This is a genomic window from Fusibacter ferrireducens, from assembly GCF_015352425.1.
Taxonomy (GTDB): domain Bacteria; phylum Bacillota; class Clostridia; order Peptostreptococcales; family Acidaminobacteraceae; genus Fusibacter_A; species Fusibacter_A ferrireducens.
Map to the genome: position 1 here is coordinate 175,016 of NZ_JADKNH010000011.1, position 24,091 is coordinate 199,106.

Here is a 24,091-nt window from a genome sequence, read left to right on the forward strand (position 1 = left end):
ATAAAAAACGGAGGTATGCATGTCCTTTAAATCGGGTTTTGTCACCATTATTGGAAGACCAAATGTTGGAAAATCAACATTGCTCAACAATGTTATTGGTGAAAAAATCGCTATTATGTCTGATAAGCCTCAGACAACACGTCACAAAATAACCGCTATGTATACAGATGATGAAGTTCAGATCATCTTTGTGGATACACCTGGCATTCATCGCCCTAAGAGCAAATTAGGGGATTTTATGGTTAACAGTGCCAAAGGGGCAATTGCAAATGTGGATGTCGTCATACTCATGGTGGATAATTCATTAAAAATTGGTCCTGGTGATCAATATTTATTGGATTTTATAACTGAAGCAAAAGCAGAAGTTATTTTGGTGATTAACAAAGTGGACTTGCTCAAACCGGAAGAATTCAAAGCGATCTATGAAACCTATTCGAAAATGTCTTTTATAAAGAACATCATCGGTCTTTCCGCTATTAATGCCAAGGGTGTTAAAGAACTTATTGCGGCCATTAAGGCTGAACTTCCAGAGGGACCGCCGCTATATCCTAAGGACTTTTTAACGGATCAGTCTGAGCGTACAATTGTCTCTGAAATTATCAGAGAGAAAGTGCTCAAGTATATTGACGATGAAATTCCACATGGTGTTGCAGTTGAAGTTCAAAGTATGAAGTTTAGACAAGACAAGGCTATTTGTGATATTGAAGCGGATATTATATGTGAAAAGAAATCTCATAAGGGTATCATTATAGGTAAAGAGGGTCGTAAACTTAAGGGCATTGGAAAAAGTGCTCGTCAAGATATAGAAATGCTACTGGACCAAAAAGTAAATTTACAGCTTTGGGTAAAAGTTAGAGAAGGCTGGCGAGACAATCAAGGCATATTGAAAAATTTAGGTTATAAAGAATAGCAAATGAACCAGATTTATATGGATTTAAGGTAAGTTGAATAAACTTACCTTATCTTGCGTTCATAATATAATGCGATAAATTAGGAGGTGCGTATGGGACTTTTAATGTTTTATGAATACCTAGATAAAGTTGAACAACTTCTAGAACAAAAAAAGGATATAGAATTATACAATTACCTGGAGAATATGCACGCCGCCGATATCGCAGAAGTGCTTGAAAATTTGGAAGTTGAAGATCAGACGCAAGTTTTCGGACTGCTTTCTGATGAAAAGGCAACAGATGTTCTGGAACAGATCAATTCTGAAGATTTCAGCAGTTTGATCAAAGCTCTGACTTATGAAAAAAAGGTGACATTACTGGATTTAATGAGTCAAGATGACATCGTTGACAAACTCATAGAACTTCCTGAGAGCAGACAAAAGGAAATCATAGCTTTTTTGGATTACGAAGATGCAGAAGACGTAAAACAACTTCTCGTTTACGAAGAGGATACCGCTGGTGGTATCATGACCACGGACTTCGTTTCCATTAAAAAAGATTATTCCATCTATTATGCAATAGAAACGCTTAGGGCAATTGCGCCTGACGCTGAGACGATTTACTATGTTTATGTAACAGACGATTTAGATCGTCTCGTGGGCGTTATTTCACTGAGACAATTGATTATTTCACCGCCTAATCGTGCGGTGGACACGGTGATGAATGAGAATTTAATTACTGTAAATGTGAATGATGACCAAGAAGAAGTTGCAAAAATTGTTACAAAATACGGACTTTTAGCTGTTCCAGTTGTGGACGATAGCAATGTTATGCTGGGGATCATAACGGTCGATGATATCTTAGATGTCATTGAAGAAGAAGCAACAGAAGATATTTTCAGATTTGCAGGAACAAATGAAGATGAGATTTATGAAAATGACGATACGTTATTTGAAAGGGTTAGAAACTCTGTGACTTCACGTTTGCCTTGGCTCATTATCACTATCTTTGGCGGATTGCTATCGGCAACCGTTTTGACCTCTTTTCAGAGTACGATCAGTGCAAATGCGACCCTTGCTTTGTTCATGCCGCTACTTGCTGGTATGGGCGGGAATGTGGGCACGCAATCCTCGACGATAACCGTAAGAAATATTGCAACACATGCCATTGAAGGTGTCGGTATTTTCAAGACTTTGATTCATGAGATATCGGTGGGGATATTCGTTGGCATCGTGTGTTCACTATTAGTTGCAGTTGCGGCTTATTTTATGCATGCAGAATACCATATTGCCATCATTGTAGGGATTGCCATGTGGGCTAACATGACCACTGCTTCTGCAATTGGCACAATTGTTCCCCTTGTTTTCAAGAAAATTGGTGTAGATCCTGCTGTGGCATCGGCACCTTTCATCACAACTACAATTGACTTAACAGGTTTAACCATTTACTTTTCACTGGCAACTTTTATGATGGCGAATCTTCCTAAATAGTCCAGAAGGGACATGATTCATGTTTTTAGAAACTGACGGCATTGTCCTCAAAGCAACTAAATCGACAAATAACGATGTTTTTTTAACGGTGTTCACGCGCAAAGCGGGCAAAATTGAAGTTGTTGCAAATGGTGCTAAAAGTAGTAAGTCTCCACTTGCTGCTTGTTCAAAACCGTTTGTATTCGGTCTTTTTATGATCAATACGTCCAGTAAAATCATGAGACTCAATAATTGTACCATACACAACTCAAATTTTAGAATCACAGAGTCACTGGAAAAACTCGCTTATGGAAGCTATATCCTAGAACTCTGTCATCTTTCAACACCTAAAAACTTAATTGATCTAGATCATTATATGCTTGTGGTTGAAATCGTTGATTTACTTGCAAAAAAGGAAGTGGACCTCAGATTGCTTCAGCTCTCATATTTAATTAAGTTGGCTAAATTTTCTGGACATATGCCTAATCTTACAGCAACATGTGCGCAGTGCGGTAAGCCTTTAGATGAATTTATCTTTGCGATTAATGCAGGTGGACTCATTCACAGACATTGTATCGATGAGACAGATCAAATTTTTAAAATCAATCAGCAGTTTATGCAGATTGTACAGTATTTATCTGTGAAAGATATCAGAGTGATTGTCAATACCAAGTTTCATCAGCGTTATATTGATCATCTGCTACCTATGTTTGAGCTCTACATTAGTGTACATTTAGATATTCGACATATTAATTCCAAGTCATTTATAGAAACGCTTTCAAAATAAATGGATTTGAATTGCGTTAGAAAGTGGATAAAAAATAGATATATATGTGTAATCATGCTTCTTCAATGGTATAATAAGTCTATGGAGATTGAACTTTAAAGATTGGAGTGATTTGAATGAGAATTACATTGGAAATGGTAGATGAAGTTATTAACAGAACAGGAGCCACATACAAAGAAGCAAAGAATGCACTTGAAGATAACGAAGGGGATCTTTTAAAAGCAATTGTTTATTTGGAAGAACTAAAAAATGAGCCTAACAAGTCAGAGCATAAAAATATGTCTGGACAAGAAATTGTTGATAAATTAAAGAGTTGGGTTAATGAGGGGTTCATCAATCAAATTACAATTGTTAAAGCTGGAAAAACAGTCGTAGACATTCCGATTATGGCAGGTGCCATTGGCGCTGTTATTTTTACAATTCCTACAGTTGCTGCTATTATTACTGCAGTTGCCACTGGGTGTGAAATCAAAATTGTAAAATCTGATGGCGAAATCATCAACATCAATGAAATGACCCAAGAAAAATTTGATGATCTAAAATCTGTTTTCCAAGATAAGAAAAAAAGTAGTTCGGAGAAAACAGAAGATTCTCAAATGAACGAGGATTCTCAAACGACTGAAGAGACTGAAACTGATGAAACAGATCTCTTCGAAGAAGATATTTTTGAAGAAGAAAAAAATTAACCAGAGTATTTTCTGTAAAAGTGTTTACAGTATATTTAATATATGTTATTATCATTAAAAATATTGCAGCTATGACAAAGAAAAGTACTTTAGTGACGCAAAAAGAGAGTTGATGGTCGGTGTAAATCAATTGCGTGATTAGAGGAAAGGCGCTTTAGAGCTATGCATACTTGAGTGGGCTAATGCCAACTAGGGTGGAACCGCGGAATAATCTTTCGTCCCTTTTTACAGGGATGGAAGATTTTTTTTTGATAATTTGGAATATATTTCTTGAAAAAACATCATTAAAAATGGATAATGGAGGTAAGTTATGAATCAAGTAACGATGGAAAAAATAGTATCTCTGTCAAAGTCGAGAGGTTTTATCTTCCCAGGCTCTGATATATACGGTGGGTTGGCAAACTCGTGGGATTACGGTCCACTAGGTGTGGAACTGAAAAACAACATCAAACAGGCATGGTGGAAAAAATTTGTTCAAGGCAACCCACTTAATGTAGGTATCGACAGCGCTATCTTGATGAATCCAGAGGTATGGGTAGCATCAGGGCACGTTGGCGGTTTCAATGATCCTTTGATGGATTGTAAATCATGTAAAACGAGATTTAGAGCTGACCAAATCATTGAAGCGCATATGGCTGAAAAAGGTGAGCATGCAGATGCAATAGATGCCTGGGGCAACGAAAAAATGGAAAAATACATTGCAGATGAGGGCATTAAGTGTTCTAACTGTGGTGCGATTAATTTTACAAATATTAGACAGTTCAATTTAATGTTCAAAACTTTTCAAGGTGCAGTAGAAGATTCTTCAACTGAAATTTACCTGAGACCAGAAACAGCTCAGGGGATATTCGTCAATTTTAAGGCCATTCAAAGAGCCTCTAGAAAGAAGATTCCATTTGGCATTGGTCAAATTGGTAAATCCTTTAGAAATGAAATTACACCAGGTAATTTTATCTATAGAATAAGAGAATTCGAGCAGATGGAACTTGAGTTTTTCTGTGAACCGGGCAAAGATTTAGAATGGTTTGCATACTGGAAAGAATTCTGTATGAACTGGTTGTTGAGACTGGGCTTGTCTGAGGAAAACATAAGGTTTAGAGATCATGAAGCAGAAGAACTCTCGCATTATTCAAATGCAACTACAGATATCGAATTTAGATTTCCTTTTGGATGGGGTGAGCTCTGGGGCATTGCTGACCGTACAGACTTTGATTTAAAAGCACACATGAGTCAATCCAAAGCTGATCTATCTTATCAAGACCCAACTACAAATGAAAAATACGTGCCATACTGTATAGAACCATCTCTTGGAGCTGATCGTGTGACACTTGCATTTCTAGCAGATGCCTATAATGAAGAAGCACTTGAAGACGGTACCAGTCGAATTGTCATGAAATTTCACCCAGCATTGGCACCTTTTAAGGCAGCAATTTTCCCACTGTCTAAGAAATTGAATGACAATGCTCAAGAAGTGTTTAATACACTGGCAGAGCATTTTAATGTCGATTTTGATGATTCAGGTAGTATTGGAAAGCGCTATAGAAGACATGATGAAATCGGAACACCATACTGCATCACTTATGACTTTGAATCTGTTGAAGATCAATGTGTAACGATTCGTCACAGAGATACGATGGAACAAGAGCGTATTAAAATTGAAGATTTAGTTGCCTATATTGCTAAAGGTCTTAAATTTTAAGGAATCCATTAAAACCTTATTTTAGTGAAAAATTCAAAAGTGTTGTGGCTTTAAAAAATATCAATAAAATCAGGATAAATGGATATATATTAAGCAAACGGAGGTGCCTATGGACAATAGATATCATATCTTCATCGTATCCGATTCACTAGGTGAAACGGCAACACATGTTGCTAAAGCAGCTATGAATCAATTTTTAAATAAAGATTACATTGTAAAAAAATACAATTATGTTCGTGATGAAAACGCTGTGGAAGAAATTGTTATGGAGGCATCGAGACATAAATCTGTGGTGCTTTTCACAACTGTACTGGATGAAATGAGGATTAAACTCATCTCCTCTTGTGAACAGCACAATGTAACCTATCATGATATTCTTTCACCAGTACTAAATCAATTTGCAGAGTTCTTTGCTGATAAACCTGTGGGTAAGCCTGGAACCATGTATAAACTGGATGACGATTATTTTGAAAGAGTTGCAGCTATTGAATTCGCTGTAAAATATGACGATGGCAAGGACTTGAGAGGCTTAAAATATGCTGATGTTGTATTACTTGGCATATCGAGAACTTCTAAGACACCGCTGAGCATGTATTTATCGCATAAGAATGTCAAAGTGGCGAACGTGCCGCTTGTGCCTGAGATTCCAGTTGCTAAGGAAATATTTCAAGTCCCTAAGAACAAGTTGATTGGATTGACGAATTCACCAGATAAGCTCAATGAAATCAGAATGGAAAGACTAAAATCCCTTGGTCTATCTTCGGATGTGGAATATGCTAACATGGATCGTATTTTGCAAGAACTCGATTATGCTGAAAAAGTATATAAACAATTAGGGTGTCCAATTATTAATGTTGCAAATAAGGCTATTGAGGAAACTGCAAGCATTATCCTCGAAATAACTGGTCTTAATATGAAGCTCAAGTAGAGGCAGATAATTGACCCATAGTTTTTCTATGGGTTTTTTATAAATTTTATCTTTGTGAGGGAAGGTTAAAAATGAAAAAATTTGTTTATGCTTTTGAAGAGGGCTGTAAAGAGCTCAAATCACTGCTGGGCGGCAAAGGTGCCAACTTAGCAGAAATGAAAAAAATTGACTTGCCAGTACCTGAGGGATTTACGATTACAACTGAGGCCTGTAATCAGTATTATGTCGATGGTAAAAAGATTTCCGATGAAATAATTACTCAAATTGAGGCTAATTTAGTCCTTTTGGAAGAAAAGACACAAAAAAAACTGGGAGACGCCAATGATCCATTATTGGTATCGGTTAGATCTGGTGCTGTGATTTCCATGCCTGGTATGATGGACACAGTTTTAAACTTAGGTTTAAATGATTTATCCGTTGAAGGGCTCACTAAGTTAACAGAAAACCGTAGATTTGCAATGGACTGTTACAGACGTTTTATTCAAATGTTCGGTGATGTCGTTTTAGAAATTCCTAAATACAAATTTGATAAAGTTTTAGATGGTAAAAAGGAAATCTGTGGTTATGAATCAGATACACAGCTTACGGCTGCGGATCTTGAAGAAATTATCGAAGGTTACAAAAAAATTGTTAGCTCAGAGAAGGGTTTTGATTTTCCACAAGAACCTAAAGAACAGTTGATGATGGCAATTGAAGCTGTTTTTGGCTCTTGGAATAACGAACGTGCTATTGTCTACAGAAACTACAACGAGATTCCACATAATTTAGGCACTGCTGTCAACATTCAATCCATGGTGTTCGGCAATATGGGTATGACATCCGGCACTGGCGTTGCATTCACACGTAATCCATCTACCGGTGAAAATAAACTCTTTGGTGAGTTCTTGATCAATGCACAAGGTGAGGACGTTGTTGCAGGCATCAGAACGCCTCAAAAAATTGATGAATTGAAAGATGCATTACCTGAAGTCTATCAACAATTTGTCGATGTCTCTGCAAAACTTGAAGCACATTATAGAGATATGCAAGATATTGAGTTTACCGTTGAACGTGGTTCTTTATACATGTTGCAGACGAGAACTGGTAAAAGGACAGCTTATGCCGCTGTGAAAGTTGCAGTAGACATGGTAGACGAAGGTGTTATTGATAAGAAAGAAGCACTTATGAGAATTGCACCTTCACAACTTGATCAGTTACTTCACCCTACATTTGAACCTGCTGCACTTGAATCTGCACACCTTTTAGCTAAGGGATTACCCGCTTCACCAGGTGCAGCAAGTGGAAAAGTATATTTCCACTCAGCTGACGTGGTTAAGGCTAGGGAACAGAAAGTTAAGAGCATCTTAGTGAGAACAGAAACTTCACCTGAGGACATTGAGGGTATGGTAAAAGCAGAAGGTATCCTAACTTCAAGGGGCGGCATGACATCACATGCAGCGGTTGTTGCCAGAGGTATGGGCAAATGTTGCGTTGCAGGTTGTGGTGAAGTGAAAGTAGACGAGGAAAATCGTATTTTCAGAATTGGAGATCAAATCTTCAAAGAAGGGGATTACATTTCACTTGATGGTAACACTGGAAAAGTCTATTCAGGAGAAATTAAAACAGTTGAAGTTGGCTTGACAGGAGATTTTGCTAAAGTACTGGCGTGGGCAGACGAATTTAGAACATTGGGCATTCGAACCAATGCGGATAATCCTCTAGACTCTGAGACCGCAGTTAAATTTGGAGCTGAAGGCATTGGCCTTTGCCGTACAGAGCACATGTTCTTTAGTGATGATCGAATTCTAAATGTAAGAGAGATGATTGTTGCATCTAATAAAGTGGATCGTGTAAAAGCACTTGATAAACTCTTGCCATATCAAAAAGAAGATTTTATTGGCATTTTCAAGGCAATGGGATCAAGACCTGTAAACATCAGACTCTTAGATCCACCATTACATGAATTCTTACCACATAAAGATGAAGAAATCAGTGCACTTGCTACAGATTTAGGTGTGGATTTTGAGGTGCTTAAATCCAAAGTGGAAAGTTTAAGTGAATTCAACCCAATGCTTGGCCATAGAGGATGCCGTTTGGCAATCACATATCCTGAAATTTATGAAATGCAAGTCAGAGCGATCATAGAAGCTGCTGTGTATTGTAAAGAAGAACTTAAAATAGAAGTGCATCCAGAAATTATGATCCCACTGGTTGGACATCTTAAGGAATTTACAATTCTCAAGAAACTCGTTATAGATACAGCAACAGAGACACTTAAAACGTTAAATGCTGAAGTGGTCTATAAAGTGGGCACTATGATTGAAGTCCCTAGAGCAGCTTTAATCGCAGATGAAATTGCCAAGGAAGCTGAATTCTTCTCATTTGGAACCAACGATTTAACTCAAATGACGCTTGGTTTCTCTCGTGATGACTCTGGAAAATTTCTTGACGAATACGTGAAAAAAGAGGTATTTGATAAAGATCCATTTGAATCCATCGATCAAAATGGTGTGGGGAAACTCGTTAACATGGCATGTGAGCTTGGCCGACAATCAAATCCTACCATCAAATTAGGTATTTGCGGTGAGCACGGCGGAGAACCAAAATCTATTGAATTCTGCCATAAAACTGGACTTAACTACGTTTCTTGTTCACCTTTTAGAGTGCCAATTGCAAGACTTTCAGCAGCTCAGGCGGCGATTAAAAACAAAGACCAATAGAAATAAGAATTAAAAACAGTTAGTTAAACCTTCAAAGGCTTTGTATATCAAAGATTTGGTGGATTTAGTATAAAATGAAGTCAGGGTGTTATTTCTTAAGGAGTTTAAGAAATAACACCCTATTTTTATTGTCTTTGCACTTTTGAACTAAGATTTGGGAGAAAAATTACTATTACGATCACTTTTTCTATTTAATTATAGAACAACGATAGAAATATAGTGTGGAAATTTTTATATCTTATACTAAAAAGATAACTCTGATGAGAGATGAGCTAGAAAAGGAAGTAAGAGAAATTGATAATACATATAAAGGTAGATCAGAGTTATCTAAAAGTTTGGCTAAAATGCCGTATGAAAGTTCTTTATACGGATTGAAAAATAAATATGGAAAAGGCTTAGAAGTTAAATCCCATGGAGAAAGTTTCTTAGAGTTATTTAACTCAAGATTTGTACCAGACGGATTATATATATTAGATGAACCTGAGACACCTTTATCACCTATGAAGCAGCTTGCTTTTATATTGGAATGTCAACACTAAATTAGACAACTTTTTTAAAGTGTAAATATTTGTAATCTATCGGTGACCGATAACCTAATGATGAGTGTAAGCGATGATTGTTGTACCAGTTTACATAATCGAACAATTCTAACTTTAAGTGTTCAATCGACTCAAATGTTTCTTGATATACAAACTCCTTTTTAACTGTCTTGAAGGTTGCTTCAGCTACTGCATTATCATAAGGACAGCCTTTTTTACTTAAAGAACGTTCAATTGAAAATGTATCTAGTAATCCATCAATTGCGTTATTTTTAAACTCATTGCCTCTATCTGTATGAAAAATTTTGACCTTAGATAAATTGTGTTTGATAGATGAAAACGCTTCATATACAAGTCTTGCATCTTTACGAGCACCTGCACTATAACCCACGATTTCTCGGTTATGCAAATCAAGCATCAAACAAATATAGTGCCACTTATCATTTACTCTAACATAGGTTAAGTCACTTACAACAACGTCTAAAAATTCTCTATTATCAAAGTTTCGATCAACTAGATTTGTGATTTTAGCCTCATTACAAGTATCTTTATGAACTCTATATTTGGCAACTGTATAGCTTGATACTAAGCCATTTTCACGCATAATACGACCAATACGACGCCTGGAAAGTATAATACCTTCTTTTTCTTCCAAATACTTTTTTAAACGTCTGGTGCCATAAGCGCGGCGATTTTCTTTAAAAGCTTTTATAACCGCTTTTGAATAGTCATCGTCTGAACTTGAATCTTCTAATTTTGATTCATAATAGTATGAACTTCTAGGCATATTTAGGACGTCACACATTGCTGATACAGAGTATTTATCACTGTTTGCTTTAATGATGGCTACTTTCGTCCCATGATCAGCGCTGCTTGCTTTATGCGATAGATTACAAGTAAACCTATCTTAATGAAATATCATTTTCCATTTCTAATTGTTTGTTGTGTTTTCGAAGTTCTATCAGCTCTTTTTGTTCATCTGTGAGGTTATCTTTTGTTTTGAATGAGCCTGTATCTTTGTGTTATTTTATCCATTTATCAAGGGTTGAAGGGTATAAGTCATATTCTTTACGAATATCTGCTTTGCTTTTTCCGTTTAAATATAATTGTACTATTTGCTCTTTGAATCCTTCAGTGAAATTTCTTCGCTCTCTTTTATTATTAGACATGGGGAATTCTCCTTTTTCTTTTGGTTATATTTTATATGACCTTAAGAAATCTGTCTAACTTAGTGTAAACCTATCCATCTTGATAAAGTTAATCAACTCTCCACTGGATTTGATATTTTTCATCTATATCCGCTAATTCTTCCTGATAATAGGGCGTACACCGGAAAAGTACTAACTGCTTGTATTGTTAGCCTACAGAGAATTTGTCGTTATTGTTGTCCAAAATATTTCAGTAGTAGTGTGGTTTACTATGAAATTACCATATATAAACACATTTCATGAAGTAATCCTTGCCGTAGCACTACACACAAATATGATGTACGAAGAATTTCTAACAGAAATACTCATAAGTTTTTAATATTGGAATGAGGTTTTTGGAGATACACTTTTAACAGGTGCCCTTGTTGATCGATTGACTCATAAAGCACACATCTTGGATAACTCTCTGGAAAATAGCGTTCGCTTTGGAGAAACAATGGCATGGATGAAAACCAAAGAATAAGTTGGCCCGTTTTTCAAACGATTGAGTGGATCATTTTTTAGTTGACAATACCATTTAAAAGGGGGGTGGAGCAATCGTTTCATTAACAGGATTTAAGATAGTGAAATATAGATGCTCCAATTTAAGATATGTTAATGTCCTTCTGTGGGAACATGTTGCTGCTAGTACAAGTTATGTACTTTTTGGTGACTATGTAAAAAAGGTGCATGATTTATATTAGAAACAAAACAATTTACTGTCAAATTTTACTGAGTCAAATAATTTGACATGGTGAAGTTTTGATGTTATGCTGAATGTATTGTTAGGTACAAAAATATTTTGAAAAATAGAAGGATGTGAAATATTGTATTCCAAACTTGAAAAAGAACTACAAATTAGAGCATTGCAGGATAGTCTTTCTGTTATTAGAAAAATTGCTGGCTGGACTATGGAAGATTTAGGTGAAAAAATTGGCGTAACTAAACAGACAATAAGCAATTTAGAAAATCAAAAGACTCAAATGAATCTAACTCAGTATATTGCAATTCGTGCTGTATTTGACTTCGAGATTCAAAATAACAAATGCAATGAGATCCTTCCAGAAATAATTGCTTTGCTCTTGGACAAAAAACATGAGTATTCAGAAGTAGATCAGAAAAAAATTGATGAAGCAACTAAAACTATTTCAGCTGCAGCTGCGGGTGGAATAAATGGAGCGGCTTTGACATCACTTAGCGGTAGTTTACTAAGTTCTATTGTAGCTGGAGCTGCAATTGGGGCACCAATAGGACCAGTAGGTATGGCACTGGGATCAATATGGTTATCGAAAATTTTAAACTCTAAAAATGGAAAGGATAAAAAATAAATAAGACAAATTTTACTAATTGGGAGAACGCAAATGAACGAAGCACTTAATATTATAATACAAGCTGTATCAGGGGCTTTTACAGGTTATATTACCAATACATATGCCATTAATATGTTGTTCAAGGAATATACGTCGCTCAAAATTGGGGGTGTCATCAAAAAGACTAAAAGTGAATTTATTGAAAATGTAAGTGCGTTGGTCGAAAGAGATATTATTAATCATGAAACTCTTCAGTCAGAACTTTCAAAAGATGCATTTAAGGATAGCCTTGAAAAACTGATCAATGATTTCCTAAAGGTATCTCTCTATGATCAATTGGGCGAGCTTACATATGGTGCCTTTGAGGGCTTTGAGCCGACTTATAATAACACCAAGCGATTTATAGAACTTCAGCTGAAAAAAAATGCGCGCAAAGCTATAGATACCGTTTGTGAAGAGGTCAGTGTAGATGCTCTTTTATCAGAGGAACAAATTGAAATTTTACTTGAAGTCATAATTGACGAATTACTTGTCATCACTGAAAAAAACGATTTCATTGCCGATTTTGTAGATGATTTATTAAGTGAACACGGTCACTTAAAAGCCGAGGACCTTATCGGTAAAACCGTACTTGATACAGTGGAAGCGAATATCAACAGCCAGCTGGATGTAGGAATAAAGCACATTAAATGTGAGGAATATGATACTCTTGAGATGTTGATTACGTCATTACTGGATACCATAGACTATCAAAAAATTATCTGCGATTTTCAAACTTCGTTATTTTCTAAACAGATTTCGCAAATTATTTCATCTGATAATCAAGTGACATTAACAGACGCTTTTAAAGAAAATGTCATCGGTTTTTTAAAATCAGATGAAGGGAAAAAGTTATTTGAAAGTCTTGTAAGCGTATTTATCAAACTAGGTAAAAATATTGATAAGACACTACTGGATCTTATTTCCCCTGAATTTCGGCCGAGCGTTAAGGCCTATCTCAAAAAGAATCTCCCTACATTTATCAAACAAATTTCTGGATGGATCAAGGAGCATGCATCAGAAATTGAATCACTAATTCAGGATGCAGTCAATGAAACCATTGATTCAACAGGAGGTCCTAAAGGTGTTGTTCTTAAAATCATCAAAAAAGTTTTTCTATCTGATATTGCTAGTAAAAATGAAGTGGCGAACTTAATTGTATCCTATTTGCAGGATGAAATAGACATTGAAGAATTGTCAGAAACCCTTACTCTAAAGGCGATGAATTTCTTCGAAGAAGAGACTGTTCGGTCGATGATTATTTCGCTTGAAAAAAGCAATATGCTTTCAGAAGCTAAGATTGCCGATTTTATCATAAAGAATATGATCACGAGCATAGATTATATTCCGAAAGAATCATTGGAACAGTTCTTTAACAAAAAATTGGATGAACTTGTGAAAATAGATCTCGTAAAAATCTTCGATGAAAATATAAAATCAAAAGCGGTCACGGGGGTTGTCAATCTCTTGATATCAGGTTCACGAATTGAAGAGATGGCGTCAGTGAAGTTTAAACGTATCTATAGTGATATTAAAAAAACACCTTTTGATGAATTTTTAAAAGCTGAAAAAATGGATGCTTTTGCATCGATGAGTAAAGAAAAACTGGTTCAAAAAATTACGCAAGAAAAATCAGAAATCATCGCAGTATTAACGGGGCTTATTAAATCCGCAATTGCCGATGTGAAAATTAACACGCTCCTGCCAAAAGGAGATATAAGAAACATTGAAAACCAACTTAGCACAAAGGCTTATGATGCTGTAATTAATCAAATAGATGCACGTAAATCTTCTAGCCTTAAAGATGACCTTGATAAGCTCAACAACATCGTACATATTGATGAACTGGCTACAGATTTTGTCATCAAGCAGATTAATCGAAACCTTGAAGTATTACTTGAAGGCAATATCAAGCGCATTGTCGGTGAAAACCTTTCGAAACTAAGCGATGATGAAATTTCCGAAATGGTACACAATTTTATGGGAAAAGAGCTTCAGCCCATTACGATATCAGGGGCATTTCTAGGTCTATTCGCCGGTGTAGCACTCGCTTTATTTACAGAAGGGAAGCCGCTTACCAAATTTAGTTTCAATCCATATAGTATTGTGACTTTTGCGGTTGTAGGGCTTTTAACCAATGTACTTGCGCTTGAACTCATATTTAGACCTTATAAGGAACAGAAGCTGCTCGCTAATATTCCTGGGCTTAATCTATTTTCCCAAGGTTATATCGTTAAAAACAAGGAAGCTTTTGCAAAGAACATGGCGGGATTTGTCGATGAGGATCTTCTTGATAAAAAAATGATCAATGAAAGCTTTATCTCACATCGCTCAGCTATTAAAGAAGGGGTGCTTGATAGCATTTCAAAAGACAATTATGAAGTTGCATCTTTCATATTGAACAAACATTCGGTCGAAATATCAGAACAGCTTACTGATTGGCTTGTCACCTATGTCAAATCAGAAGCGGAAATGCTGTCAAATGAGATTGTAAAGTATACAGAAAATATACGTTTGTCTGAGGCGCCTGTAAGAGAAAAATCAGAAGCATGGAGCAAATGGCTTATTGCACATATACATGGCTTGAAAATCAATGCTATAAACCAACTTGATAATTTTCTTCAAAGTGATTATGAGATTTTAAGTCTGTTGGATGATAAGGAAACAGCATCCATAAAGGAGATGATTGTTAAAGAAGTATCAACGGTTCTGGAATCAGTTATCGTATCTGTATGCGAGGGTAGTTACATTGAAAAGGCAGTGGCAAGTTATGGTGAACAGTATAAAGCATTTATCGCACAGTCTATGCAGGAGGTCATTGACCGAAACGTTATAAATGATGTCAAAGGTCATATCAGTGGTAGGATTGAAGATCTGATCACCTCAGATGACGCAAGGGATAAACTCATGCAAATGATCAATGATAAATTCAATCATGAATTTTCGCCACAAAAGCGCGTAGGGGATTTGTTTGACGGCAAAATTAAAAATTATGTCAATCAAAACATCAACACGATTTTGGGCAATATCAAAGATATGCTGGTGGATTCTTTAAAAGAAAATGAGGGTCTGATTCAGCGAAAAGTCAAGAGCATCGTTAAAGGAGAACTTGGTTCTATTCAAAAGGGCGCTTACTTGATATTAGGCGGGGATGATGTCATTGACAGGGTGATTTCCAAATTGGTATATCAAAAATTTCCAAGTTACATTGACAAATCACAAAATCAAATTAAGGATATCTTTGAAACCTTGATGAACAAACATATTTATCCAACGAAGGTCAGTGAGATTCAGCTGAAAATCAGTGAAAAGAATGTAGCATCCATCTTAGAAGGATTTGTATCTAATAAGCATAACCTAAATACAATAGCGAAATCGATTACCCAGATTTCTAATGCCATGATTATTGAACTCACATTGGTACCGATGCAACGTTATCTAGAGATTATGAATCTAGAAACGCTTGATTTGGTGTATCAGCGTTTCAAACAGGAAGTGGATGAGGTTTCATCAGTAACCGCAAATGAACTTCGTCGTTCAAAAGTCTGTATTACAAACGACTTGACAAAGGTGCTTTATAAATTTTTCGAAAAGTATATTTTAGATATCGAAATGGCAGATGTCTTTGATGATGTGGACAAAAAGGATATCGAAGAATTCGTAGATACCGCTTTTCGCCATTTGACAAAAAGTGAAGCTGTATCTGATGCGCTTAACCTTTTGATTAATGAAATCTACCAAAATGGCTATCAGGATAAATCTTTGCACCAAGTCATACAGACAGATACATTTAAAAAAGATGTGCAGCAAACGGTTAGTGACCTTGTTTACAACGAACGAATAGAAGCTGTAATCAATGAAATCATAGCCTCGGTTATTTCTAAAGCGACAGATAAAAAACTAGATTTTGTTCATGCGAAAACGAAACATCAGATAGCGGAAGTACTGACTGAAGCAAGTCTAGACTCTGTTAAAAGACAAATCGCAGACATTTTGATGGCAGTTGATTTCAGGAATATCACCGAAAATAAGATCAATGAGCTCGATGCCAAGGCAATCCACACGCTATTCAATTCATTCGCTGGCAAATATTTTACAAAACTTAAACTCTACGGCCTTTGGGGAGGCGTTTTCGGTCTACATTCACTGACTTTCATTTTTCCATGGGTGTATCATTTGTATGTTCAATTGAAAAATGGTAAAGGTAATGCGAAGGAGCAGGAGCAAGGATCGTAAGACGAACAAATTTTAAATGCTTGACTGAAAATATTCATTTTCAGAGAATGAACTGATTAATCTAAAATTTAATGTTCTAGGCGAGAAAAATTGAAGGTGCTATTGCAAAATAGCCCATAACTAAAAATGGTGCTGTTGCTCAACTAATTTCTTAGTTTTGCAGCAGCACCTCCTTTTTTATATTTATTTTTAAGTAACTATTACAGAAAATGTGTCATTATCAATACAGTGTATTCATGTAATATTTATGAAACATATAATATTTGATTGCACTCCAAATGCATTCATAATATACTTGTCATACAAAATAAATCTGATTATTTTCTAGGAGGCATGACATTATGACGAAGTTATTGCTTGAATTCATGGGAAGTTTAGTGAAGCCTGTTTCGGGGAAACAAATTGCAAATTTTTTTAACAGCCATGGATATAACTACCATCAAACAGGTGGTACAGTTGGAAATGCAGTGAAAATTGGCTTAATCAATGTTGTAAGTATAAAACACATCAATGGCTGCAGAGTCAATTATTTTATTTAAGGGGGAATTAGTGGATACTATATTCAATCAGTTTTCAGCTTGCAAATGAAGAAATGGCTAAGCAGGTAAATTTGAAAGACTATTCAAATGAAATTGAGGCAGCAATAGAAGACTTCAATAAGAACGGTGAAGAAGCTAGAAACAAACGTAAAATTACAAAACACAAAAATGCAATAAAATATTATTAAATTAATTTTTTTATCCTTATATAGATGGCACGTTTCAAATGCAAGAAACAGCACAATCATAAGCAAACTTCCAAGAAGACCTATTAAAGATATCTCAGAATTAAAAACATGCTCACCAATATAACTAAGCATTAAAAAACATATTGAAATTAAAGGGATTATTACCCTATGCCGTTTTTGTATTTTCCTCAATTTATTCACCTAGCCTTTTATGGTAGTAGTGGATATTCAAAAAAATTTCCGAACCCATTGCTGTTGTATGAGGGCTATCTGTATAGTAAGTATATACTTAATGAATTAACTCGATCTTTAAAGGTAAAAGATTAATAAAGAGCTAAAAAACGTAACTTTCAAAAGATGTATAATTACATAATTATTTTGGTGTGAGCCGCTTTGACCAGTTTCTACTCCTTTTCGGACAGATCATGACAAACTCGGATAGGAAAAGCCAGAGGAGGTTTGCTACAATTTATTCAAGAGGTGAGACAATGGATTTTATTCAGAATATGCAAAAGGCAATAGACTACATGGAGGCTCATATCTTAGAGCCGATTACTTATGAAAATGTGGCAAAGCAACTCTATGTGTCCAGTTATTACTTTCACAGAACCTTTAGTATGTTGACTGGAATTACTGCCAATGAGTACATCAAAAACAGGCGGTTATCCATGGCAGGTCAAGAACTTTCTGCCACAGGGGCAAAAGTGATCGAGGTCGCATTAAAATATGGCTATGAGACTCCTGAGAGCTTCACAAAAGCTTTTACCCGATTTCATGAGGTGACCCCTAATGCGGCAAAACATGCAGGTGTTGAACTAAAATCCTTTAATCGACTTCTTATAAAAATTAATTTGGAAGGCGGTACAGTTATGGATTACAGAATTGAAAAGAGAGCACCCTTTAAGTTGATTGCAAAGGTAAAAAAGTTTAAGAACCTAGCAATCGCAGAAGAAGAAAACAATGAAATCCCAGCATTTTGGGATACATGCAAGGCAGATGGCACCTTTAGAGTACTTGAGAAAAAAGCTACTCGGCACGATGTGTATGGGCTCTGTGCACCCGTCTCGAAGGAAAGCCCTTATTTTGACTACGGCATCGGCATGGTATACGACGGTGAGAGCGTTCCAGAAGGCTACACACTTTGGGAAGTAAAACCGACTCTATGGGCAGTCTTCAAATGCATGGGGGACAATGGCGACTGCATTGAAGAGACATGGAAACGTTTTTATTCAGAATTTCTTCCAAGCTCAGATTACAATATGCTTGATGACACGGATTTTGAGCTGTATGAAGAAAATCCAACCCCAGGGTGCTTTTGTGAACTCTGGATTCCGATTGAGAAAAAATAAAATAAAAACTTGTAGTAAGAGATAGAACATGAGAAGGGACAGTCCAATGCTAAGACTTAATGGACAGTCCCTTTTCTATTAAAACAACAAGATTTGAGCCGAAAGCCGTGATGAGGGGGGTCACCCTCAAACATATTGGTTTGGGTTAGAGATTAAAAATAAAAAGAAAATCGTTTTGAGACATTGAGAGACCGCTTAAATCTTGTTGTTTTAGGAAATTTAAATAATTGCGACTAGAATGTAAAGATTTGGTGTATATATTAAACGTATAGATTTGACTTGGACATTATTAAGCATATATTATGAGTCACATATTTTCAACACAGCAATCTCTAATATGACAAAATGAGGAGCGTGAAAATGATCAAAGCTAGAATAAAAAAAGATAGATTAAAAATAAGTAGATTTAAAATAGAAGGCAATTCAAGAATAGCCATACTGGTTTCAGTATCAGCTTTTGTTTTACTCATGTTTTTCAGTATTATTTTTATCTATAATTTTTCCATGAGAATTAGGGAAGATGAAGCAAATAGAGTTGCAATATCATATTACAGTCTCAACGAGGAGATCAGAGATTTTAAAAATCAAAATGTCAGCTTATTGTCTGGATTTGCAGCATACATACAACTTAAAGAGACCACAAGCGATGAGGAAATCTATGAGTACTTAGGCTTTCTTTTGAGAGATCATCTGGACGACATAAAAAATATTGGTGTACTAATAGATACAACCATAAGATGGGTATATCCTACTGGAGGCAATGAAGGTGCAATTGGCAAGGACTTAACAGAGATTCCTGAACAAAGAGATGAAGTCCTAAGGGTCAAGAATAATCTAGAAACGCTTTTTGTTGGTCCAGTTAACTTGATCCAGGGTGGAACAGCTTTCATTATCCGTATGCCACTTTTAAAAGATGAGGCTTATTGGGGGATGGTGAGTATTGTTTTAAAAGCGGAAAATGCCTTTAAGTTCGTTGACAAGCATTCAAGAAATTACAAGATAGATTATTTGATTACACCAGCAGATACACCAAATGAAATCATATATGGGAACAGTCGCGTATTAGAATTATCACCCCTTAAGTTTAGAACAGAAGCATCAATTGGCAATTGGGATGTCTATGCAGTGCCATCTGGTGGATGGGATCATAGAGTAAAACAAATTGCATTAATTTTTTTCGCCTGTATCCTAATGAGTTTTTTCGTATCTTTAAGTACTTATTCATGGATAAAAAAATATGGAAAAGTCTTGAATGACAAAGTAGAGCTTGAGGGTAAATATATACAAGACAGATTTACAAAAATATATACGCGGGAGTATTTTAATCTCAGATTGAAAGAAGAAGTGAGCAATAGTCAACGACATAATCATCCTATTTCAATGATCTATTTCGATTTAGATCACTTTAAAAAAGTTAATGATGTTCATGGCCATTCTGCTGGAGACGAAGTATTGCTTGAAGTTGTTGCAAAGGTCAAATCAATCATTAGACTGGGTGACATCTTTGCAAGATGGGGTGGTGATGAATTTATAATATTGCTTCCAAATATCAATCTCAGCGGCGCCCAAGCAATTGCTGAAAGAATTCGCCGTGAAATTGAGGCATTAGATATCAATAAATCCTATGGTGTCACCGCAAGTGTAGGTTATTCTGAGTGGAAGAACAAAGAATATATTGAATCTTGGTTTATTAGAACGGATCAAGCACTATATACATCTAAGAATACAGGTAAAAATAAGATTACCGCCAGTGATCACAATAAAGAAAAAAACATACTTGTAAGAGCAGAATGGGACGAGACATCAAATTCTGGATGCAAAACCATTGATGATGAACATAGGGCAATAGTGGCGCGCTGTAATCGAATTGTGGAAAGTGCCTTAGAGCAATCTTCATTTGATGAGACCATCAGAAACGTTGAGAATGTAATTCTTGAAATGGAGCAACACTTTAAAGATGAGATAGAAATACTTAATAGAGTAGGCTATCCTCAGGTTGAAAAGCATAAGAAAATCCATGCAGCTTTATTGTCAAGGACAAACGTTATTTTCAAAAAGACAATCCAAAGAGATATCACCGCAGTCGAATTCTTTTCATTTTTACTCATAACAGTAGTCGAAGGTCATTTTAAAAATGAAGATGTCAAATATTTCCCTTATATAGCAAAAGAAAAAAATAATTCAGACCATTATGCATAAAGCATATAATGTAAGATATAAGTTCATACTTTTCAAAAGTGAGGATCATCCTTTAATGAGATAAAAGGACGATCCTCGCTTTTTGTTATTCTACAACGTATATTAGCATTTCAGCAGAATCTGTTTTAGGTTTTGGATTATTAAGCGTAGCATATTCACCAATTGATGATCTTAAGGTTACTGTACCAGGAGTGAGCCCCTTAATGGTGACACTTTTCTCATAAGTGATGATGAATTTCTCTTGAATACCTGTAACATTCGAAACACTGCTGTAACCCGACATAACCGTACCGGACATCTCAGCAATTGCTGGATTGCTGATGCCCCACCGTGGATAAAAACGGTCTGACTCTGCTGGAATGACGGCCTTAATCTCAATGACATCTCCAACTTTCAAGTAAATAGGCCCTTTTTGATCCAAGTGGAATGTATTTGAGTCAAAGACATTATTTTGAGAAACTGGAATAGGTTTATTCCGTTCAAATTGCTTGTATGCATTATATACCATGATCATCGCCATTTCCTTGGTGACTTTTCCCTTTGGATTTAAGGCATCACCACTGCCGTTAATAATCCCGTAGCCATTTAAAACACGAATGCTTTTTTCTGCCCATGTGGAGATGGCATCTTTATCTGCATAATTCTTTTGAAAATCAATATTGGCATTATAGTATCTGCCTGAGGCATCTAATGATTTAGCGATCATTACACACAGCTGTTCTCTCGTAATGGACTCCTGAGGACTAAAAGTACGGTTGCCAGTGCCACTTATGATACCTGCATTATAAGCTTTGATGACACTTGTATTGGTCGTGTCATCAAAAGGGTTATTGCCATTATTTACAAACCCTCCAAAGTTTTCATACATTGTAATAACAAGTTCTGAAAATTCTTCTCTTGTGGCATTGGCACTAAAATCTGTTGTGATCATTTTTTCAGTTTTTATCCCTTGTTGTATGGCTTCTTCAAGGATTGAAACCGCCCATGGGCTAGCAGTTTGAATGCTGGTAGAGGTATTGACAGGATGAGTCACAGGAACATTTGTCTGTTTAGGTAAATTGTTATTCACAGGAACTTCAGTTTGTTTTGGCAAATTGTTACTCACAGGGACCTCTGTCTGTTTTGGAATATTGTTACTCACAGGGACCTCTGTCTGTTTTTGCACATTGCTACTCACTGTTTTTAGAGGCTCAACGTAGAGCACATACAGTTCCATATAATTACTGTCACTGCCATAGTTGTCCCCAAAGTTGAAGAATAGTGATAATTTACTTTGGATGGTTTGCTTTTCGGTTTCATTAAATACGCCATTTTGTTCATAAACTAGTTTTGCATTTTCTCTACCATAGTAACTATTGGTAGTCAGTTTGACGTCATATGTTGAATCGGTTAGTGTAATGACTTTGTATAGCACGGTACCGTTTGGAACGACATAACTGCCAGCGAAGCTATGATGCGTTGACACCGATGCCCCTGATGGTAAGCCTTCTATGCCAAGCCCTATATAGTTGGCATACTGTTCTCCAAAGATGGCGTAGCTTCCGTAAATCTTAGTGTTCATCAAATTATACTTTTCTACCGTTTGTACTGCATTACCATCGACTCGACCGTCAACAACTCGGCCATTGGTGAAAGTCCCGCCCTTTAAAACCAATCCTGTTGATCCACTGGATATTGCACCGTCAAAGTATTGCATTTGCTTTAATTTATAGCCACTCAAATCATATGTGGTCTCATTAGACTGTGTTTGTTGAATTTGATTTGGTTGTTGAGCTGGAGCAGGTTGCTGTGGCTGATTAGGTTGCTGAGCCGGAGTAGGCTGCTGCGGTTGTTGTGGTTGATTAACTTGTTGAGTTGGAGTGGGTTGTTGCGCTTGATTTGACTGCTGTGGCTGTGTATTTTGGGGTTGCGGTGTTGGTGCATCTCCAATACTGACAAATGGTACATCGTTTACCTTTGCATAAGTTTCTGTAGATGAACCATTATAGCCATACAACGTAACTGGCGTATTATAGAATGCATCGCTCATACTGCCGCCACCAGCTCTGTTATCTGAAGCAATGGCAGCACTGGCATTCAATATAGTGGCACTTTTCAGATGAGTACAATTGGCAAATGCAGCACTATCAATTGATTTAAGGTTCTCTGGCAGTGTCACAGTGAGCAAGTTTTTACAGAGATAGAAAGCCGATCTGCCAATCTTATCGACACCGCTTCCAAATTGAACCTCATATAATTTTTCGCAATCCTGAAATGCCATATCCTCTATGGTTTTGATATTATTTGGAATGGTGATTTGAGTTAATGCATCACAATTGTTGAAAGCAGATTTTTTTATTACAGTTACTTGTGTAGGCAGATCAATATTGGATAGACTTGTACATCCTGAAAAAGCATTTGATGTAATAGATGTAAGATTTTTGCCCCATTGATAACTGGTAAGGCTTGTACAGTTGGTAAATGCAGAATCCCCTATATAAGTGACACTGTCTGGTATTTCAATTTGCTTTAGGCTTTCACATTGATAAAAGCTTCTCGATCCGATTTGAGAAATAGTGTTTCCAAAGTCCACACTTCCTAGACCACTGCAATACATGAAAGCATCTGTGCCCATTGATTGGACACCAGATGGAATCACAATGTGATTAACGTGATCACAGTTATAAAATGCTTTATCTCCAATATGAAGAATGCCATTTGGAATTGTATAGCTTGAAGCACTCTTTCCAGCTGGAAACTGAACAAGTGTATCACCTGATTTTTGAGAAGTTCCAGTGCGATCCATCAAAACACCATCAACAGAGTAATAACGTGAATTATTTGTATCTACATTAATGGCTTCCAGTTGATCACACAGAGAAAATGCACTGTCACCAATATTGGCAACATTTACAGGTAAATTGATACTTTTTAACTGGGTACAACCCTCAAATGCTTTTGAACCGATTGTAGTTAAATTTTCTCCTAGAGATACACTGACCAATCCCGTGCCGTAAAACGCCATTTCATCTATTATAGCGACATTTTTTCCAAATTGAATATGAGTTAAGTTTTGTTTTTTGTGAAAAGGGGATATTGCAATTTGAGTAACTGGGTAATGCTCGCCATTAAAAATGACTTCATCTGGAATTGTAACATTGCCAATGCTCCCATCATACCCTGTAACCATAGCGGTTTGTTTACTCGTATTTATAGTGTAACTTAAAGGCCCCTCTTTAAATATCTGATTTGCTGCATAAGTAGTGGGCGCCAAGAACAGCGTACAAAGCAAACCCATAAGAATTAGTAAACTCAGTTTTTTTCTCTTTTTTCTAGAAATTGAATTCAAAATCGTGTCCCTCCCTTTA

14 protein-coding genes, 2 pseudogenes and 1 other annotated feature are annotated in these 24,091 nt (G+C 36.2%); of the genes and pseudogenes, 14 read left to right on the forward strand and 2 right to left on the reverse strand.

The genetic code is table 11. The features are described from left to right. Nucleotides 1-19 precede the first annotated feature (19 nt). The 8 genes from era to ISU02_RS17675 all read left to right on the forward strand — a co-directional run bounded on the left by era (nt 20) and on the right by ISU02_RS17675 (nt 9,697). Nucleotides 20-910 (forward strand): GTPase Era, encoded by an 891-nt coding sequence (era, locus tag ISU02_RS17640; RefSeq protein WP_194703160.1) that lies wholly within the window; start codon nt 20-22, stop codon nt 908-910. Nucleotides 911-1,003: 93 nt separating this feature from the next. Beyond that, nucleotides 1,004-2,380 (forward strand): magnesium transporter, encoded by a 1,377-nt coding sequence (mgtE, locus tag ISU02_RS17645; protein ID WP_194703161.1) that lies wholly within the window; start codon nt 1,004-1,006, stop codon nt 2,378-2,380. A 19-nt stretch (nt 2,381-2,399) separates the two neighbouring features. Beyond that, nucleotides 2,400-3,146, forward strand: coding sequence for a DNA repair protein RecO (gene recO, locus ISU02_RS17650; RefSeq protein WP_194703162.1), 747 nt, complete (start codon nt 2,400-2,402; stop codon nt 3,144-3,146). 116 nt (nt 3,147-3,262) lie between these two features. Further along, a complete protein-coding gene (locus ISU02_RS17655; RefSeq protein WP_194703163.1) occupies nt 3,263-3,832 on the forward strand; it encodes a DUF4342 domain-containing protein in 570 nt (189 codons plus the stop codon). A 62-nt stretch (nt 3,833-3,894) separates the two neighbouring features. Beyond that, nucleotides 3,895-4,058, forward strand: a binding site (T-box leader). Nucleotides 4,059-4,142: 84 nt separating this feature from the next. After that, nucleotides 4,143-5,531, forward strand: a complete 1,389-nt coding sequence (locus ISU02_RS17660; protein WP_194703164.1) for a glycine--tRNA ligase — start codon at nt 4,143-4,145, stop codon at nt 5,529-5,531. A gap of 109 nt (nt 5,532-5,640) precedes the next feature. Then, nucleotides 5,641-6,459, forward strand: coding sequence for a pyruvate, water dikinase regulatory protein (locus tag ISU02_RS17665; RefSeq protein ID WP_194703165.1), 819 nt, complete (start codon nt 5,641-5,643; stop codon nt 6,457-6,459). A 71-nt stretch (nt 6,460-6,530) separates the two neighbouring features. Beyond that, on the forward strand, nt 6,531-9,158 hold the full coding sequence (gene ppdK, locus ISU02_RS17670; protein WP_194703166.1) for a pyruvate, phosphate dikinase: 2,628 nt from the start codon (nt 6,531-6,533) through the stop codon (nt 9,156-9,158). 260 nt (nt 9,159-9,418) lie between these two features. Further along, the gene (locus tag ISU02_RS17675) at nt 9,419-9,697 is read left to right on the forward strand and encodes a hypothetical protein (RefSeq protein ID WP_194703167.1); all 279 of its coding nucleotides are present in this window, start codon (nt 9,419-9,421) and stop codon (nt 9,695-9,697) included. A gap of 1 nt (nt 9,698) precedes the next feature. On the opposite strand, the pseudogene ISU02_RS17680 reads toward ISU02_RS17675, so the two are convergent. After that, a pseudogene (locus ISU02_RS17680) lies at nt 9,699-10,866 on the reverse strand (IS3 family transposase). 373 nt (nt 10,867-11,239) lie between these two features. On the opposite strand from ISU02_RS17680, the pseudogene ISU02_RS17685 reads away from it, so the two are divergent. The 6 genes and pseudogenes from ISU02_RS17685 to ISU02_RS17710 form a co-directional block, all read left to right on the forward strand. Next, a pseudogene (locus ISU02_RS17685) lies at nt 11,240-11,368 on the forward strand (AAA family ATPase); the annotation flags it as partial. 343 nt (nt 11,369-11,711) lie between these two features. Next, nucleotides 11,712-12,212, forward strand: coding sequence for a helix-turn-helix transcriptional regulator (locus ISU02_RS17690; protein ID WP_194703168.1), 501 nt, complete (start codon nt 11,712-11,714; stop codon nt 12,210-12,212). 33 nt (nt 12,213-12,245) lie between these two features. Continuing rightward, nucleotides 12,246-16,469, forward strand: a complete 4,224-nt coding sequence (locus tag ISU02_RS17695) for a DUF445 family protein (protein WP_194703169.1) — start codon at nt 12,246-12,248, stop codon at nt 16,467-16,469. Between the two features lie 341 nt (nt 16,470-16,810). After that, entirely contained in the window at nt 16,811-17,008 is a 198-nt protein-coding gene (locus tag ISU02_RS17700) for a hypothetical protein (protein ID WP_194703170.1), read from the forward strand. Between the two features lie 676 nt (nt 17,009-17,684). Further along, on the forward strand, nt 17,685-18,545 hold the full coding sequence (locus ISU02_RS17705) for an AraC family transcriptional regulator (protein ID WP_194703171.1): 861 nt from the start codon (nt 17,685-17,687) through the stop codon (nt 18,543-18,545). Nucleotides 18,546-18,905: 360 nt separating this feature from the next. Next, entirely contained in the window at nt 18,906-20,744 is a 1,839-nt protein-coding gene (locus ISU02_RS17710; RefSeq protein WP_194703172.1) for a diguanylate cyclase domain-containing protein, read from the forward strand. 85 nt (nt 20,745-20,829) lie between these two features. Here ISU02_RS17710 and ISU02_RS17715 read toward each other — a convergent pair whose 3' ends face one another. Further along, nucleotides 20,830-24,072: a leucine-rich repeat protein gene (locus tag ISU02_RS17715; protein ID WP_194703173.1), complete on the reverse strand. Its 3,243-nt coding sequence runs from the start codon at nt 24,070-24,072 to the stop codon at nt 20,830-20,832. Nucleotides 24,073-24,091: the final 19 nt, after the last annotated feature.

Coding starts and splice junctions, on each gene's coding strand:
- ISU02_RS17675 (WP_194703167.1), top strand. CDS start 9,419: ATGAGAGATGAGCTAGAAAAGGAAGTAAGAGAAATTGATAATACATAT.
- mgtE (WP_194703161.1), top strand. CDS start 1,004: ATGGGACTTTTAATGTTTTATGAATACCTAGATAAAGTTGAACAACTT.
- ISU02_RS17700 (WP_194703170.1), top strand. CDS start 16,811: ATGACGAAGTTATTGCTTGAATTCATGGGAAGTTTAGTGAAGCCTGTT.
- ISU02_RS17655 (WP_194703163.1), top strand. CDS start 3,263: ATGAGAATTACATTGGAAATGGTAGATGAAGTTATTAACAGAACAGGA.
- ppdK (WP_194703166.1), top strand. CDS start 6,531: ATGAAAAAATTTGTTTATGCTTTTGAAGAGGGCTGTAAAGAGCTCAAA.
- ISU02_RS17695 (WP_194703169.1), top strand. CDS start 12,246: ATGAACGAAGCACTTAATATTATAATACAAGCTGTATCAGGGGCTTTT.
- ISU02_RS17705 (WP_194703171.1), top strand. CDS start 17,685: ATGGATTTTATTCAGAATATGCAAAAGGCAATAGACTACATGGAGGCT.
- ISU02_RS17660 (WP_194703164.1), top strand. CDS start 4,143: ATGAATCAAGTAACGATGGAAAAAATAGTATCTCTGTCAAAGTCGAGA.
- recO (WP_194703162.1), top strand. CDS start 2,400: ATGTTTTTAGAAACTGACGGCATTGTCCTCAAAGCAACTAAATCGACA.
- ISU02_RS17665 (WP_194703165.1), top strand. CDS start 5,641: ATGGACAATAGATATCATATCTTCATCGTATCCGATTCACTAGGTGAA.
- ISU02_RS17710 (WP_194703172.1), top strand. CDS start 18,906: ATGATCAAAGCTAGAATAAAAAAAGATAGATTAAAAATAAGTAGATTT.
- era (WP_194703160.1), top strand. CDS start 20: ATGTCCTTTAAATCGGGTTTTGTCACCATTATTGGAAGACCAAATGTT.